The sequence below is a fragment of the Allobosea sp. FW305-C-101 genome, assembly GCF_058783685.1.
In genome coordinates this window covers 1130109-1143755 of record NZ_JBYSYT010000002.1, presented here as the reverse complement: position 1 = coordinate 1143755, position 13647 = coordinate 1130109, and the positions used below count along the sequence as shown (strand labels likewise).

15 protein-coding genes are annotated in these 13647 nt (G+C 66.8%); 11 read left to right on the top strand and 4 right to left on the bottom strand.

Annotation, left to right across the window (positions count from 1 at the left end; all coding sequences use genetic code 11):
- Positions 1–45: 45 nt before the first annotated feature.
- The 3 genes from AC3WMA_RS13070 to AC3WMA_RS13060 form a co-directional block, all read right to left on the bottom strand.
- The gene (locus tag AC3WMA_RS13070; protein WP_492285779.1) at positions 46–1170 is read right to left on the bottom strand and encodes an amino acid ABC transporter permease; all 1125 of its coding nucleotides are present in this window, start codon (positions 1168–1170) and stop codon (positions 46–48) included.
- A gap of 1 nt (position 1171) precedes the next feature.
- Positions 1172–2344: an amino acid ABC transporter permease gene (locus tag AC3WMA_RS13065; protein WP_492285778.1), complete on the bottom strand. Its 1173-nt coding sequence runs from the start codon at positions 2342–2344 to the stop codon at positions 1172–1174.
- A 185-nt stretch (positions 2345–2529) separates the two neighbouring features.
- Positions 2530–3552: an amino acid ABC transporter substrate-binding protein gene (locus AC3WMA_RS13060; RefSeq protein ID WP_492286103.1), complete on the bottom strand. Its 1023-nt coding sequence runs from the start codon at positions 3550–3552 to the stop codon at positions 2530–2532.
- Positions 3553–3747: 195 nt separating this feature from the next.
- Between AC3WMA_RS13060 and AC3WMA_RS13055 the strand changes: the two genes are divergently transcribed.
- From AC3WMA_RS13055 to AC3WMA_RS13005, 11 genes are all read left to right on the top strand, one after another.
- Entirely contained in the window at positions 3748–5295 is a 1548-nt protein-coding gene (locus AC3WMA_RS13055; protein WP_492285777.1) for a sensor histidine kinase, read from the top strand.
- Positions 5292–5897, top strand: a complete 606-nt coding sequence (locus AC3WMA_RS13050) for a response regulator transcription factor (RefSeq protein ID WP_492285776.1) — start codon at positions 5292–5294, stop codon at positions 5895–5897. The genes AC3WMA_RS13055 and AC3WMA_RS13050 overlap by 4 nt, the downstream gene beginning before the upstream one ends.
- A 126-nt stretch (positions 5898–6023) precedes the next feature.
- Positions 6024–6515 (top strand): GlcG/HbpS family heme-binding protein, encoded by a 492-nt coding sequence (locus tag AC3WMA_RS13045; RefSeq protein ID WP_492285775.1) that lies wholly within the window; start codon positions 6024–6026, stop codon positions 6513–6515.
- Between the two features lie 83 nt (positions 6516–6598).
- The gene (locus AC3WMA_RS13040) at positions 6599–7288 is read left to right on the top strand and encodes an ankyrin repeat domain-containing protein (protein WP_492285774.1); all 690 of its coding nucleotides are present in this window, start codon (positions 6599–6601) and stop codon (positions 7286–7288) included.
- A gap of 145 nt (positions 7289–7433) precedes the next feature.
- On the top strand, positions 7434–8213 hold the full coding sequence (locus AC3WMA_RS13035) for a sulfite exporter TauE/SafE family protein (RefSeq protein WP_492285773.1): 780 nt from the start codon (positions 7434–7436) through the stop codon (positions 8211–8213).
- 159 nt (positions 8214–8372) lie between these two features.
- Positions 8373–9134, top strand: a complete 762-nt coding sequence (locus tag AC3WMA_RS13030; protein WP_492285772.1) for a GntR family transcriptional regulator — start codon at positions 8373–8375, stop codon at positions 9132–9134.
- Positions 9135–9153: 19 nt separating this feature from the next.
- Positions 9154–10131 carry a 2-hydroxyacid dehydrogenase gene (locus AC3WMA_RS13025; protein WP_492285771.1) on the top strand — a complete coding sequence of 326 codons (978 nt, stop codon included), beginning with the start codon at positions 9154–9156 and terminating at the stop codon, positions 10129–10131.
- A gap of 89 nt (positions 10132–10220) precedes the next feature.
- Entirely contained in the window at positions 10221–11024 is an 804-nt protein-coding gene (locus AC3WMA_RS13020; protein ID WP_492285770.1) for a transporter substrate-binding domain-containing protein, read from the top strand.
- Positions 11025–11148: 124 nt separating this feature from the next.
- Positions 11149–11808: an amino acid ABC transporter permease gene (locus AC3WMA_RS13015; protein WP_492286102.1), complete on the top strand. Its 660-nt coding sequence runs from the start codon at positions 11149–11151 to the stop codon at positions 11806–11808.
- On the top strand, positions 11808–12461 hold the full coding sequence (locus AC3WMA_RS13010; RefSeq protein WP_492285769.1) for an amino acid ABC transporter permease: 654 nt from the start codon (positions 11808–11810) through the stop codon (positions 12459–12461). Before AC3WMA_RS13015 ends, AC3WMA_RS13010 begins: the two co-directional genes overlap by 1 nt.
- Positions 12442–13173, top strand: coding sequence for an amino acid ABC transporter ATP-binding protein (locus AC3WMA_RS13005; protein WP_492285768.1), 732 nt, complete (start codon positions 12442–12444; stop codon positions 13171–13173). Before AC3WMA_RS13010 ends, AC3WMA_RS13005 begins: the two co-directional genes overlap by 20 nt.
- A 28-nt stretch (positions 13174–13201) precedes the next feature.
- On the opposite strand, the gene AC3WMA_RS13000 is transcribed toward AC3WMA_RS13005, so the two are convergent.
- Complete coding sequence (locus AC3WMA_RS13000) at positions 13202–13588, bottom strand: RidA family protein (RefSeq protein WP_336810403.1); 387 nt, start codon at positions 13586–13588, stop codon at positions 13202–13204.
- Between the last annotated feature and the right edge of the window lie 59 nt (positions 13589–13647).

Here is a 13647-nt window from a genome sequence, read left to right as displayed (position 1 = left end):
TGCGCGGGCGCGAATACGCCCACGCAATGGCCGCAAAAGCCCTTGTCAGTGCCGGCCGTGGCTGTGATCGGTCTTCAGGCGCCTTTCGATGAAGCGGCTATAGGAGCCCATGCCGTAGCTGAACACGGCATAGACCAGCGCCGCGAAGATGTAGCCCTCCAGCACGGCGATGCCCTGCCAGGCCGGATCGCGCATCGCTGAGCGCACCGTGTCGAGGAAATCGAGCAGGCCGATGATGGTGACCAGCGTCGTGTCCTGGAAGAAGCCGATGAAGATGTTGACCAGCGGCGGGATCACGATCTTCAGCGCCTGCGGCAGCACGATCTTGCGCATCGACAGCCAGTAGCCGAGGCCGAGTGAGGCGGCTGCCTCGTGCTGGCCCTTCGGCACGGCCTGCAGGCCGCCGCGCACCGTCTCGGCGATATAGGCGCCGGCGAAGATGATGATCGCGACCTGGGCCCGCAGCAATTTGTCGATGGTCACGCCATCCGGCATGAACAGCGGCAGCATCACCGAGGCCATGAACAGGATCGAGACCAGCGGCACGCCGCGGACCATCTCGATGAAGACGACGGCGATGACCTGGATCGCCGGCAGCTTCGACGAGCGCGCCAGCGCCAGCAGCACCCCGAGCACGAAGCCGAAGGCGAGCCCGACCGAGGACAGCATGAAGGAGAGCGGCAGGCCGCCCCAGTTCGTGGTGTTGACGATGCTCAGGCCGAAGATGCCGCCATACATCAGCACGCCGCAGATGACGACGACGGCGAGCCAGAGCCAGAGCAGGCGACGCGACCAGAAGCGCGGGATCATCGAATAGATCATCGCGCCCAGGAAGAGCAGCACCGCCAGAGCCGGGCGCCAGTGCTCGTCATAGGGGAAGAAGCCGAAGATCATGAAGCGCAGCTTCGCCGCCAGGAACGGCCAGCAGGCGCCGGCTCCGGCCGCCGCCTTGCAGGTCTGCGGCCCGCCTTCGACGATGGCGCGGGTGACGAGCCAGCCCCAGGCGCCGGTGACGAGCCGGTAGATCAGCCAGAGGCAGGCGAAGGTGACGACGGCGTTGAGGGGCGAGCCGATATAGGGCTTGAACAACGCGAACCAGCTGCGCGCCGGCCGCACCGGTCGTTCGTCGGGGATGGAGGCGAGGGTGTTGAGCTGAGCGGTGTCGGTCATCTCAACGCTCCACCAGCGCGACGCGGGCGTTGTACCAGTTCATCAGCATGGAGATCGTGATCGACATGCCCAGATAGACCAGCATGAAAATGGCGATGCCCTCGATCGCCTGCCCGGTCTGGTTCATCGTCGTGTTGGAGACCATGACGAGATCGGGATAGCCGATGGCGATGGCCAGCGACGAGTTCTTGAAGGTCGATAGATAGGAACTGGTCAGAGGCGGGATGATCACGCGCAAAGCCTGCGGCAGCACGACGAGCCGCATGGTCTGGCGGTCATGCAGCCCGACCGCGCGCGCCGCCTCCCATTGCCCGCGCCCGACCGAGAGGATGCCGGCGCGCACGATCTCGGCGATTCCGGCGGAAGCCGAAAGAGCGAGGCCGACCAGCAGCGCGGTGAATTCCGGGGTGACCTGAAGGCCGCCGGTAATGCGGAAGCGCCCCTTTTCCGGCCAGTTCACCGCCATCTCAGGCTGGAAGACCAGCATGGCGAGAAGCGGCGGGATCACGAGCGCGAGCAGGATGAAGGGCCAGGCCATGCGGCTCTGGCCGGTGGCGACACGCTTGCGGCGGAAGGACGAGGCGATGACACAGGCCAGCACGATGCCGATCACGACGGCGGCCAGCACGCCGGTATGGGCGGGCGACCAGCGCAGCGATGGTACGATCAGGCCGCCATTGCTGAGAAAGACGTCCGGCAGGATCTGCCAGGCCTCGCGCACCGGCGGGAAGACCGCGACGATGAGCGCGTACCAGAGGAAGAGATAGAGCAGCAGCGGCACGTTGCGGAGCGCCTCGACATAGAGCAGCGCCAACGTTGAGAGCAGCGGATTGCGCGACAGCCGGGCGATGCCGACGACGAGGCCGAGCACGCTCGAGAGGATGACGGCGAAGACCGAGACCCAGATCGTGTTGAGCAGGCCGACCAGAATGGCGCGGCCATAGGTGTTGCCGGAATCGTAGGAGATGAAGGACTGGCTGATGACGAAGCCGGCCGGCCGGGAGAGGTAGTCGAAGCCGGTCGCGATGTTCTGCGCCGCCAGCTTCCGCGAGACGGTGCCGAAGAGATAGAGGCCGATGCCGACGACGAGCGCGACCGCGACGACCTGATAGAGCACGGCGCGGACGCGCACGTCATAGAGCAGCCGCACCGGGCTGGAATCGGAGGTGGCCATCGGGCTGTTCCGGGCTGGGGACGCACCGGCCGCGCGAAGGCGGCCGGCTGTCTCAGGTCAATCGAGGGAACGCATGGCAGATCGCTCCCGCGTCCCGCCGGACGCGGCAACAGCGATCGATGTGTTTATTGTCGCCTCGGACGGAAAAGCGCAGGCCGCCTTCCCGCCCGAAGCGAGGGCCGGAATCACCGGAAGGGCGGGGAGTAGATCAGGCCGCCCTTGTTCCAGAGCTGGTTGGGGCCGCGAGTCAGGCCGAGCGGGGTCTTCTCGCCCAGATTGCGCTCGAAGAGCTCGCCGTAATTGCCGAGCTGCTTGATCGCGTTATAGGCCCATTTGTTGTCGATGTTCAGCATCTTGCCGAGATCGCCGTTGACGCCGAGCAGGCGCTGGACCTCGGGATCCTTGCTCTTGAGCTGCTCGTCGATATTGCCCTTGGTGATGCCGTATTCCTCAGCCGCGATCAGGGCGTTGACCGTCCAGGAGACGATGTCGCGCCAGTTGCTGTCGTTCTGGCGGACGACCGGGGCGAGCGGCTCCTTCGAGATCGTCTCGGGCAGGATGACGTATTGCTTCGGGTCGTTGGCGATGGCGCGCACCGAGGCGAGGTCCGAGCGGTCGGTGGTGATGACGTCGCAGCGGCCGGAGAAGAAGGCGTTGCGCCACTCGTCGGGATTCTCGAAGACGACCGCCTCGTACTTGATGTTGCGCGGCTTGAAATAGTCCTCGAGGTTCTGCAGCGTCGTCGTGCCCGGCAGGATGCAGACGGCCGATTGCGAGAGTTCGGCAGCGCTCTTCACGCCGAGCTTGGTCGAGACCATCAGGCCCTGGCCGTCATAGAAGACGACCGGCGCGAAATCGAGGCCGAGCGAGGTGTCGCGCGAGAAGGTCATCGTGGTCTGGCGCGAGAGCAGGTCGACCTCGCCCGATTGCAGGCCCTGGAAGCGGACATTGGTGTTCAGCGGAACGAAATCGACCTTGTCCGGCACGCCGAAGACGGCGGAGGAGACGGCGCGGCAGACATCGGCGTCGAAGCCCTGGCGGACGCCCTTGTCGTCGGCATAGGAGAAGCCCGGGGCCGTCGGGGAGACGCCGCAGAGCACCTTGCCGCGCTTCCTGACGGCTTCGAGCGTCGCCTGCGCCGAAGCCGGCGCGGCAAATACGGAAAAGGCCGCAGCGGCAAGGCCGAATGCGACCATTTTGGTGATCATCTTTGACATAGGCGTTTCCCCTTGCGCGCGCCTGTGATCGGCGCGTCGAAAGCGAGCCTATTGGGGCGTGATGGCGTCCGCAAGAGTATTGCAGGCGTCCGGCACGATGGATTTTCGACCTTTGCGTCACAGCATTTGCTCTTTGCACGGCGGTGACGGCTGGGGCCCGGCGCTGTAAGCTCGGCTGGAAACCGGATGAAATCCTTGACACCGCGCCTCGCCCCTTTCCTGCTGTTGTGGGTTCCGCTGGCTCTGGCCGGGCTGGGGCTCGGCGCCGTCGTTGAATTCATGCGCGCGAGCGAGGCGCTCCAGCGCGAGGGAACGACGCTGCATCGCATCGTCTCCCAGCGTGTCGAGCAGCATGATGCGCATCTGACCAGCCTGGCTGCGGTGCTGGCCAGCTCGAACGCGGAATCGGCGAGCTTCCGGGCGGTCGTCGAGGCGATGCAGCGTTTCTATCCGCGTATTGCGGCCGTCGAGCTGATCGAGACCGTCTCTGCCGGGGCCACGCCGGCCAGCCTTGCCGATTTCGATCCGGCCGCCTTGTCGGCGCGCGTGAGCGCGCTGGCGTCGGGCCAGGCCGTCACGCTCGCAAGCCGCTCGGGCAAGCCGTTCTATGCGCTGGTGAAGCGCGTGCCGGATGTCGGCCATGGACCGCGGGCGCTGGTTCTCGTCATCGACGCCCGGCTCCTGACCGAGCCGGAAGGCGGGTTGCCGGATGATGCCGCGCTGAAGCTGAGCGATGCCTCAGGGACAGCGATCCTCCAGCATGGCTGGCCGCTGCAAGCCGGGGCGTCGATCCCGGAGATCGCCTTTACGAAGGCGCTGAGCAGCCGATCGCAGCCGCTTGTGCTGGAGCTGGCGCGCCGGCCGGCCTTCGCCGAATTGCTGCCGCCGATCCTGCTGTTCGGCTGGCCGATCGTCGCGGGGCTCGGCCTTTTCCTGCTGCTGGCGGTGCTGCGCGAGCGGCGCGCCAGCCGGCGGGCACGCGAGGCCGTGCGCCTGCACGAGCACGACGCCCGGCTCGCCCATGCCATGCGGGTCAACACGGTCGGCGAGATGGCCTCCGGCATCGCGCATGAGATCACGCAGCCCTTGACCGCGATCCTGAGCCAGAGCCAGGCTGGCCTGAGGCTCGCCAAATCGGGGGAGGCGGCGCCCGGCGATCTCACCGGCGTGCTCGAGGCCAATGTCCGGCACGCGCGCCGGGCTGGCGAGATTCTGGAGCGGTTGCGGGCCTATGTGACGCGGCGGGAGCCGCAGCGTCAGCCGAACGATCTCAATCGGGTCGTCAGCAATGTGGTGGAGCTCAGCCAGCGCGACCTGCAGGAACGCGGCGTCGCGCTCCGGCTGCAGCTGAACGAACCCGGGCCGCAGGCGCTGCTCGACCGGGTCTCGATCGAGCAGGTGGTGCACAATCTCGTCCGCAATGCCGCCGAGGCGGTCGAGGCCATGCCGGCCGGCCGGCGCGAGATCGTGCTGACCACGCGCCTCGTCGACGGGGAGGCCGAGATCATCGTGGCCGATGACGGTCCCGGCATTGCGGAAGCCGACATGGCCCGCCTGTTCGAGCCGTTCTTCACGACCAAGAGCAGCGGGATGGGGCTCGGCCTGCCGCTGTGCGAGCGCTTGGTCGAAGCGGCGGGCGGGCGGATCGCCGTGCGTAATGGGCCGGAGCGCGGGGCGATCTTCAGCGTACGCTTTCCGGCGCTGGCGGCCGAACTTGGCATGGCCGCCGAATGAAGCCCGCGCCGCGCAAGGTCTACCTGATCGACGATGATGCCGATGTGCGCGATGCGCTCGTCCTGCTGCTGCGCACGATGGGCTTCGCGCCGCGCGCCTTTGCCGGCGTACAGCCCTTCCTCGACCGGCCCGACCCGCGCCAGGACGGCTGCCTTGTCGTCGACATCCGCATGCCCGGCACCTCCGGTCTGCAATTGCTGGAGCGCATGGCCAAGGAGGCCGGTGGCATGCCGACGGTGATGATCACCGGCCATGGCGATGTCGCCGCCTGCCGGCGCGCCTTCAAGGCGGGCGCGGTCGATTTCCTGACCAAGCCGATCGACGAGCAGGTGCTGCTCGAAGCCATCGAGGCGGCTTTCGCGGCGCTCGACGCCCGCAACCGGACCGAGGCCGCGCGCGCCGGCCGCGACGCCCTCATGGCAAAGCTCACCCAGCGCGAGCGCGAAATCCTCGACCTCGTCGCCGAGGGGCTGTCGACCAAGGAGATCGCGCGGGCGCTCGACGTCTCGCCGCGGACCGTCGAGACCCACCGCGCCCATATCGCCGAGAAGCTTGGGGCGGGCTCGGTCGCCGAGATGGTGCGCTTCGCGCTGGAGGGATAGGCGTGGATCTCTCCGTAGGACTACGGAGGCGGCTCCGGCACCGCACCGATCAAAACGCCTGACGGGACCGGCTAGCTTGCGGTCATCGAGCTTACGGCTCGTCCTCGCTCAAGTCCCGGAGAGATCATGTCCAAGATCCGTTTCGCCGCCGCTGCCGTTGTGCTCGCGCTCGTTCCGGCCGCTGCCGGCGCCCAGGTCCTGCAGGAGCGCAACATGCCGCTCGCCATCGCCCAGGAAATCGCCCAGGCGACCGTCGAGGCCTGCGCCGCCAAGAACTTCAACGTCACCGCGACGGTCGTCGACCGCGCCGGCGTCACCCGCGCCGTGCTCCGTGCCGACCGCGCCGGCCCGCACACCGTTGCCGCCAGCCGTGACAAGGCCTTCACCGCCGCTTCCGCCCGCAACGCCACCGGCGCGATCGCCGAGAACGTCGAGAAGAACCCGGCCGCGCGCAACATGGCCGGGATCGAAGGCTTCCTGCTGCTCGGCGGCGGCGTGCCGGTTAAGGTCGGCGACGAGGTGATCGGCGCGGTTGGCGTCGGTGGCGCCCCGGGCGGCCATCTCGACGAAGAATGCGCCAATGCCGGCATCGAGAAGGTGAAGGCCAAGCTGCGCTGAGCCTGAATCCAGTTTGAAACGGGGCAGGCGGTTGCGGAAGCGGCCGCCTGTTTCGTCATATCGTCGCAAGGAGGAGCGCCGTGATGGCGAGGATGCTGCTGATCACTGTCGCCCTGGCCGTTGCCGCCCTGACCGGCCCGGCCGTCGCGCAGACGCCGCCCGATGCGGCCGAACTCGCCGCTTATCGCGGTCTGCATGCTGCGGCGGCCTCCGGCGATGTCGCTGCCATCCGTCGCCTCGCGGGAGCCCGCGAGGGGCTTGACGCACGCGACGGCAATGGCCGCACGCCCCTGCATGTCGCGGCCTTCCGCGGTCAGGTCGAGGCGATCCGCGCGCTGATCGCCGCCGGAGCCGACCCCGGCCTGTTCGACAACCAGCGCTATGACGCCGTCACGATCGTCGCCGTGAGCGACGACGTTCCGGCCCTGAAGGCCCTGCTGGCCTCGGGCGCCTCGGCCAAGCTGACGACCAGCCGCTATGATGGCACGGCCCTGATCGCCGCCGCGCATCTCGGCCATGACGGCATCGTCCGCGAACTGATCGTGGCCGGGGCGCCGCTCGACCATGTCAACAATCTCGGCTGGACCGCCCTGATCGAGGCGGTGATCCTCGGCGATGGCGGCAAGCGCCATGTCGAGACCGTGCGGGCCCTGCTCGCGGCCGGCGCCAACCGCAATCTCGTCGACAACCAGGGCGTCACGCCGCTGCAGCACGCACGCTCGCGCGGATACGCCGCCATGGTCACGCTGTTGGAGGCTGGAGCTCTTCGCTGAAGCCAGCCTTTCATGGTTTGTGCGCCGAAGCTGCCGCCGGACCGCTTTGACGCCATGCAAAGCCGCCAAGCAGTTTTGCCGGAATGGCTCTAGGCAGACGGTGCGGTCGCGCCCATACGACGCTGGTCCATTCGCGGGGGCTTTCATGACGATCTCCGGGCTGCTGCAGCCGTTCAGCACGGGGCAGGTTTCGGCCTGCATCCTCGTCGTCTTCCTGACGGCGATCATGCGTGGCTATACCGGCTTCGGTTTCGCGCTCGTGGCCGTGCCGCTTCTCGCCCTGATCGCCGACCCCGTCACCGCCGTGCCGATGGTGCTGCTGCTTGAGGTCGTCGGCAGCCTGCAACTGCTGCCCGGCCTCTGGCGCTCCGCGCATCTGCGCTCGGTGATGCTGCTCGTCGCCGGCGCGCTGCTGGCGACCCCGATCGGCCTCTATGGGCTCGCCGCGCTACCAGCCGATGTGATGCGCCTCATCATCGCGCTGGTCGTGCTCGCGACGACCTGTGCGCTGGCGGCCGGCCTGAAGGCGAGCCGCGAGCCGGGCGCGCCCGCGACCTTCGGTGTCGGCATCCTGTCCGGCCTGCTCAACGGCGCGGCAGCGATGAGCGGCCCGCCGGTGGTGCTGTTCTACCTCAACGCCCAGACGGCGATGCATGTCGGGCGCGCCTCGATCATCCTGTATTTCCTGCTCTCGGATGCGGTCGCGATCGGCTTTGCCGGAGCGTCCGGGCTTCTGGTCGCATCCACGGCGGTGCTGGCGGCGGTGACCATTCCCGCGCTGTTTCTCGGGCAGGTGATCGGGACGCGCCTGTTCCGCTCCACCCTGCAACGCCATTACCGCATCGTCGCGATCGTGATCCTGCTCGCCGTCAGCGGCTTTGCCATCGCGCAGTCGGTCCATGCTCTGTGGGGCAATGGCGGCTAGGGCACGCATGGACGCGCCGATCAGCTGAAGCTGATCGGGTGTCACCAAGATCGCGACAGTCCTTCGGGGCTGCAAATAGCTTCTTGTAAAATTTCACAACATGTCTAGGCTTCCGGTCAACGGGTGCCGCTCAAGAGCGCCTTCATGGAGGAGACCGGGATGGCGCGCAGCGCGGTCCAGCCGAGACAGGCCGAGGTCGAGGAGGCGTCTGCGCCGAAGCGGCGCAACCGCGTCAACCTGTTCGAGCTCGCCTATGAGCGCATCGAGGCGATGCTGATCACCTGCGAGCTGCCGCCGGGCCGGTTCCTGTCGTTGCAGGACCTGCAGGACATGACCGGCTATGGCCGCACGCCGGTGCATCACGCCGTCAATCGGCTGGCGGCGGATACGCTGATCGTCGTCCGCCCGCGGCATGGCTTGCAGGTCGCGCCGATTGATCTGGCGCGCGAACGCGTGCTGCTGCGGTTGCGGCGCGATCTCGAGCGCTTCGTCATTGGGCTCGCGGCCGAGAGGGCGGGCGCCTCCCACCGCAACCAGTTCCTGCATATCGAGCGGCTGCTGCGCGAGCGCCGCGACAGCCTGAGCCTCGCCGATTTCAACACGCTCGACCGGCGGATCGACGAGACGGTGCTCTCGGCTGCGGCGGAGCCTTTCCTCCAGCATACGCTGCGCCCGCTGCACACGATCTTCCGGCGCATCGGCTTCATCTATCACAGCGCGATGCCGCAGCGTGTCGCACTCTCGGTCTCGATCGATCACCACATCGCGGTGCTGAACGCCATCGCGGCACGGCGGGCGGATGAGGCCGTGGCCGCCTCCGATGCGCTGATCGGCTTCGTGGACGGCATGTTCGACGAGATGGAGGCGGGCATCGACCCATCCCTGCTGGATTGCAGGGTCGAGCCGCTGCTGAAGAGTTGACGGAAGGGACCACCGGATCATGCGTATTGTCTTCCACGGCGAGAATGCCGCCTCGTTCAGCCACGGCTTTGCCGGGCTCGTCGGCGACCAAGCCGAGATCCGGCTCCTGCCTGACCATCTCGAAGCGGGAGCAGACCAGAGGGCCTATGCCGAGGCCGAGGTCATCGTCGGCGTGAAGTTCGATGCCGGACTGCCGCAGCCTGCCGGGCTCAAGCTGTTCCATGTGCCGGGCGCCGGCTACGACATGGTCGATCTCGGCGCGCTGCCGGTTTCCGCCGCGGTCTGTAACTGCTTCGGCCATGAGCAGGCCATCGCCGAATACGTGATGGCGGCGCTGCTGGCCCGCAGCATCCCGCTCGCCGATGCCGACCGGCGCCTGCGCCAGGGCGACTGGGCCTATTGGGCCGGCGCGCCGGAGCGCGTCCATGGCGAGATCGCCGGCCAGGCCATCGGCCTGCTCGGCTTCGGCCATATCGGCAAGGCGATCGCGACGCGGGCCAAGGCCTTCGAGATGAAGGTGCATGTCGCCAATCGCAGCGCCGTGCCGGTCTCAGGCTTGGTCGACCGCGCCTTCACGCTCGATGCGCTGGCGGAATTCTGCGGCTCGGTCGATGTCGTCGTCGTCTCCGTGCCTTTCACCGAGGAGACCAGGGGCATTCTTGGCGCCGCCGCTTTTGCCGCGATGCGGCCGGGCGCGGTCGTCATCAATGTCGGGCGCGGCCCGACCATCGACGAGCAGGCGCTGTTCGACGCCCTCAAGACCGGCCGCATCGGCGGGGCGATCATCGATACCTGGTATCGCTACCCCAGCGCTGGGGACAGCACGCCCTTGCCGGCGAATCTGCCTTTTCATGAGCTTTCAAACGTTTTAATGACGCCGCACATGTCCGGATGGACCAGCGGCACGATCAGCCGCCGGCAGGGGGTCATTGCCGAGAACATCAAGCGCCGCTTCGCCGGCGAGCCGCTCGTCAACGTCGTGCGCGCCAGCGCCTGACCGCCGATGCGCTGACCCGTTTCTTCCCGAACCGGCCGCCAGAAGCCGGGTCATGACAAGCGGCAAGGCCGCAGCAGAGGAGACACCAGATGAATATGCTCAAGCATCTCCGGATTGCCGGCACCTTGCTCGCGCTCGGCGCCGGCATGCTCGCCGCCGGCCAGGCCTCGGCCCAGACGGTCACCGACATCATCAAGCGCGGCTCGGTGAAGATCGGCGTGCTGATCGGCGCGCCGCCCTATGGCTCGGTCGATTCCCAGGGCAACGCCATCGGCTATGACGCTGACGTCATCGCGCTGATCGGCAAATATCTCGGCGTGAAGGTCGAGCTGGTGCAGCTGACCCCGCCGGCCCGCATCCCGGCGCTCGAAGCCAACAAGGTCGACTTCCTCGTCGCCACGCTGGCCCCGACGCCCGAGCGCGCCAAGGCGGTGATGTTCTCGATCCCCTACAGCGCCTTCCAGACCGGCATCTACGCCAAGAAGAACGTCGCGATCAAAACCTGGGCGGATCTCAAGGGCATGAAGGTTGGCGTCAACCGCGGCTCCAGCGTCGAGCGCGAGTTCACCAATCGCGAGAAGGAACTGAATCTCACCATCCTGCGCTTCGAGGACGACGCGACCACGATGCAGGCGCTGTTCTCCGGCCAGGTCCAGGCCATTGCCGGCCCCGACGCGCAGGCCAACGCCGCCATGAAGGCGCGCGGCGAGACCGAGACCGAGCTCAAGTTCGTCTTCGGCATGCAGCCGAACTCGATGACCATGCGCAAGGACGCCTATGAGCTGCGCCAGTGGCTCAACAACTTCATCTACTACGTCAAGCAGAATGGCGAACTCGACGCGATCGCCCAGAAGTGGGTCGGCAGCCCGCTGCCGCCGCTCCCGACCTTCTGATCCGCCTTTTCCACCGGATCTGCCGAACAGCCGGCGCGCCCAGTGCGCGCCGGCGACCTCGACCTACCCCTGAGGCCGAAGGAGCGGGCCATTGCTCTTCCAAGACGTCTTTTCCAAATGGCCGATGATCCTGAACGGGGTCTGGCTCACGATCGTGCTGTCCTTCGTCGCGATCGGGCTCGGGCTCTTGCTGGCGACGGCGATGACCGCATTGCGCAGCCTCGCAGGCAGCTGGGCCGGTTACATCGTCGATGCCTATGTCGAGCTGATGCGCAACACGCCGTTTCTGGTGCAGCTCTTCATGATCTTCTTCGGGCTGCCGCAGATCGGCATCCGCCTCAACGGGCTCGAAGCTTCCCTGCTGGCGATGACGCTCAATCTCGCGGCCTACGCGACCGAGATCATCCGCGCCGGCGTCGACTCCATCCATAAATCGCAGATCGAGGCCGGGCTCGCGCTCGCCATGACCCGGTGGCAGGTGCTGAAGCATGTCGTGCTGCAGCCGGCTTTCGCCCGGGTCTGGCCGGCGCTGTCGAGCCAGTTCGTGCTGATGATGCTGGCCTCCAGCATCTGCTCCTTCGTCTCGGTGCAGGAATTGTCGGGCACGGCGGCGATCATCGAGCAGGACACGTTCCGCTCGTTCGAGACCTATATCGTCGTCACCGTGCTTTATCTGGTGCTGGCGCTCTCCTTCAAACTCTTCCTCAACTGGCTCGGCCGGAGGCTCTTCCCGCAGGTCTCGGGCCTCGCGCGCCTCACCGAAGCGCATGGGGAGGCCGCCTGATGCAGACCTTCGGTTGGCCAGAGGCCCTCTTCATCCTGCGTTCCGCCGGCTGGACGCTGGCGCTGACGGCGATCGCCTTCTTCATCGGCAGCATCATCGGCGGCGCCTTCGCGATCATGCGCCTGTCGCGCATCCGCTGGCTGCGCCGTTTTGCGGCCGGCTACATCCTGGTGATCCAGTCGATCCCGGTGCTGATGGTGCTGTTCATGAGCTATTACGGGCTCTCGGCGCTCGGCATCGAATTGCCGCCCTTCCTCGCGGCCTCGGCCTCGCTCTCGATCTATGTCTCGGCCTATCTCGCCGAGATCTGGCGCGGCTCGATCGAATCCGTGCCGCGCCAGCAATGGGAGGCCTCGGCCTCGCTGGCGCATACGACCGCCCAGACCTACGCCCATGTCATCCTGCCGCAGGCGATCCGCATCTCGCTGCCGCCCACGGTCGGCTTCCTCGTCCAGCTCGTGAAGAACACCTCGATCGTGCAGGTCGTCGGCTTCGTCGACCTGATGCGCGCCGGCATGCTGGTCAACAACGCGACCTACCAGGCCTTCCAGATCTTCACGCTCGTCGGGGCGATCTATTTCGCGATCTGCTTCCCGCTCTCCCGGCTCAGCCGCCATCTCGAAAAGGTGATGAATGCCAGCCGTTCTCATTGAAGGCATCCACAAGCGCTTCGGTTCGCTGGAGGTGCTGAAAGGCGTCTCGCTCAGCGTCGATACCGGACAGGTCGTCGCGATCATCGGCCGCTCGGGTTCGGGCAAGTCGACGCTGCTGCGCTGCATCAACGGGCTCGAGAGCTTCCATGCCGGCAAGATCGAGGTCGCCGGCCACACGATGACGCAGGACCCGACGAAGCTGCGCGAATTGCGCAAGGATGTCGGCATCGTCTTCCAGAGCTACAACCTGTTCCCGCATCTGACGGTGGGGCAGAACATCATGCTCTCGCCGCGCATCACCAAGAACGTGCCGCAGGCGCAGGCTCTGGCGCTGGCCAAGGAGGTGCTGGCGCAGGTCGGCCTCTCCGAGAAGTTCGACAGCTATCCCGACAACCTCTCCGGTGGCCAGCAGCAGCGCGTCGCGATCGCCCGTTCGCTCGCCATGCAGCCCAAGGTGATGCTGTTCGACGAGGTGACCTCGGCGCTCGATCCGGAACTGACCGGCGAGGTGCTGCTGGTGATGGAAAAGCTCGCCAAGGGCGGCATGACCATGCTGCTGGTGACGCACGAGATGAATTTCGCGCGCACCGTGGCGGACACCACCGTCTTCATGCATCAGGGGCTGATCTGGGAGAGCGGGCCTTCGAAGGAGCTCTTCGCCAATCCGCAGACGCCGGAACTCGCCAATTTCGTCAAGGCGGGCGCCCACTGAGCGCCCATGAGTTTGAAGCTCAGCCGGCTCAGTAAACGGCCGTCGCCTCGACCTCGACCAGGAATTCCGGGCGGCTGAAGCCGGAGACGATGACCAGCGTCGATGCCGGCTTCACCGGGCAATCGGCCAACGCCTCGTCGCGGGCCTTCATATAGGCCGGCATATGCTTGCGGTCGGTGACGAAGGCGTTGAGGCGCACGATATTCGCCATCGACAGGCCGCCTTCGCGCAGGATCGCGGCGATGCTCTCGAAGCAGATGCGGGCCTGCTCGCCGGCATCCTCCGGGACGCTGCCGTCGCTGTTGATGCCGAGTTGGCCGGATGTCAGGAGGACGCCTTGCGCGTCGGCCTTCATGCCATGGGAATACTGCCCGAAAGGCGGGGCGAGCGAAGCGGGCGTGAGGGGCTGTTTCATGAACTGACGATCCGTGGGCGTAGCGGGCGCGCTAGGTCTAGGACATCGCGCGGCGCAAC